Below are 1,767 nucleotides of genomic sequence, written 5' to 3' on the forward strand. Positions count from 1 at the left end.
GCCGCACGCCGGGCGCCCGCAGCGGGCAGAATGCGTGGTGTGAACACCGAGACCCGCAGGGTGACACCACCGGAACCCGCCCGTACGGGCGCGGGCTCCGTGCTGGGGCGTGTGGCGGTGCCCGCCGGGGTGCTCGCGGCCGTGGCCGGGGCCTTCGCGTACGTCGGGACCGTGGACCCCAACGAGCCCGGGCACTACCCGGTCTGTCCGCTGCTGCGCCTCACCGGCCTGTACTGCCCGGGCTGCGGTGGTCTGCGCGCCGCACACGCGTTCGTGCACGGAGACCTGGGGGCGGCTCTCACCGACAACGCGCTGGCCGTGCTGGGCTTTGTGGCCTTCGCGGTGGGGTGGGCCGTCTGGGTGGTCCGCGCGGTGCGCGGGCGGCCGGTGCGGATCGAGTTGCCGCCGGTGGCGCTGTGGTCGCTGGGTGCGTTGGCGCTGGTCTTCACCGTTGTCCGGAACCTGCCGTTCGGCGGCTGGCTGCATCCTTGATCAAATGACGAATGTCCAGGTAATGGGACCGACGACGACCGGATGCGGGGCCTTCGCCCTCCTGCGGATACCATCGCAGTGACCCCGAACAGCTTGAACTGCTCGAACCCGCTTCAACCGTCCACCGTCAGGAAGGGGGCCGCTCGCGTGAGTGTGCTCGACGAGATCATCGACGGAGTCCGTGCCGACCTCGCCGAGCGGCAGGCGCGCGTCAGCCTCGACGAGCTCAAGGAGCGCGTGGGGAAGGCTCCGGCGGCCAAGGACGGCGTGGCCGCGCTGCGCGGTGACGGCGTGAACGTGATCTGCGAGGTCAAGCGCTCCAGCCCGTCCAAGGGCGCGCTGGCCGCGATCGCCGACCCGGCGGGTCTGGCCGCCGACTACGAGGCGGGCGGCGCGGCGGTCATCTCGGTCCTCACCGAGCAGCGCCGCTTCGGCGGCTCGCTGGCGGACCTCGAGGCGGTCCGCGCCCGCGTCGACATCCCCGTCCTGCGCAAGGACTTCATCGTCACCTCGTACCAGCTGTGGGAGGCACGGGCGTACGGCGCCGACCTGGCCCTGCTGATCGTCGCGGCCCTCGACCAGCCCGCCCTGGAGTCCCTCATCGAGCGTGCCGTGTCCATCGGGCTCACGCCGCTCGTCGAGGTGCACGACGAGGACGAGGTCGAGCGGGCGGTGGACGCGGGCGCGAAGGTGATCGGCGTCAACGCGCGCAACCTGAAGACCCTGGAGGTCGACCGCTCCACGTTCGAGCGGGTCGCCCCCGAGATCCCCGACAGCATCGTCAAGATCGCCGAGTCCGGTGTCCGTGGCCCGCACGACCTCATCGCGTACGCCAACGTCGGCGCCGACGCCGTGCTCGTGGGCGAGTCCCTGGTGACCGGTCGCGACCCGAAGACGGCGGTGTCCGACCTCGTGGCCGCGGGCGCGCACCCCGCCCTTCGGCAGGGCAGGGGCTGACGCCCACCATGACCGTCCGCCGCGCCTCGGCCCGACGACACCGGACGAGCCCACGCTCGACCGGCGCTGTCGCCCTGGCCTGCGCGCGGCCGATCGACCCCTATGCCCGCCTCGCCCGCGGCTGTCGGCCGCGCGGCTGCCGGGCGCCCGCGCGGCACGTACACGGCCGCAGGGTCCGCTACGTCATCGGTGACGAGCCCGGTCAGGTCAACGGGATGCGATGGTGCTCCGCTCTGTGCGTCGGGGCCGGGGCCGGGGCCTGAGGCAGGGGTTTTCGCCCCCGCCGCCCCTACCCGTTCCCGTCCCTTCCCTGGGGGC

Annotated in this window: 3 protein-coding genes; all 3 read left to right on the forward strand. The window is 73.2% G+C overall.

All coding sequences use genetic code 11. From position 1 onward, the window contains the following. Window positions 1-30 precede the first annotated feature (30 nt). The 3 genes from FNH08_RS49660 to trpM all read left to right on the forward strand — a co-directional run bounded on the left by FNH08_RS49660 (window position 31) and on the right by trpM (window position 1,712). Window positions 31-492, forward strand: a complete 462-nt coding sequence (locus tag FNH08_RS49660; protein WP_152778570.1) for a DUF2752 domain-containing protein — start codon at window positions 31-33, stop codon at window positions 490-492. 147 nt (window positions 493-639) lie between these two features. Then, window positions 640-1,449, forward strand: coding sequence for an indole-3-glycerol phosphate synthase TrpC (trpC, locus tag FNH08_RS49665; protein ID WP_322726665.1), 810 nt, complete (start codon window positions 640-642; stop codon window positions 1,447-1,449). 8 nt (window positions 1,450-1,457) lie between these two features. Beyond that, window positions 1,458-1,712: a tryptophan biosynthesis modulator TrpM gene (gene trpM, locus FNH08_RS54305; protein ID WP_407704608.1), complete on the forward strand. Its 255-nt coding sequence runs from the start codon at window positions 1,458-1,460 to the stop codon at window positions 1,710-1,712. The last annotated feature ends 55 nt before the right edge of the window (window positions 1,713-1,767 follow it).

Origin of the sequence: Streptomyces spongiae (genome assembly GCF_009377185.1) — a bacterium.
GTDB lineage: Bacteria > Actinomycetota > Actinomycetes > Streptomycetales > Streptomycetaceae > Streptomyces > Streptomyces spongiae.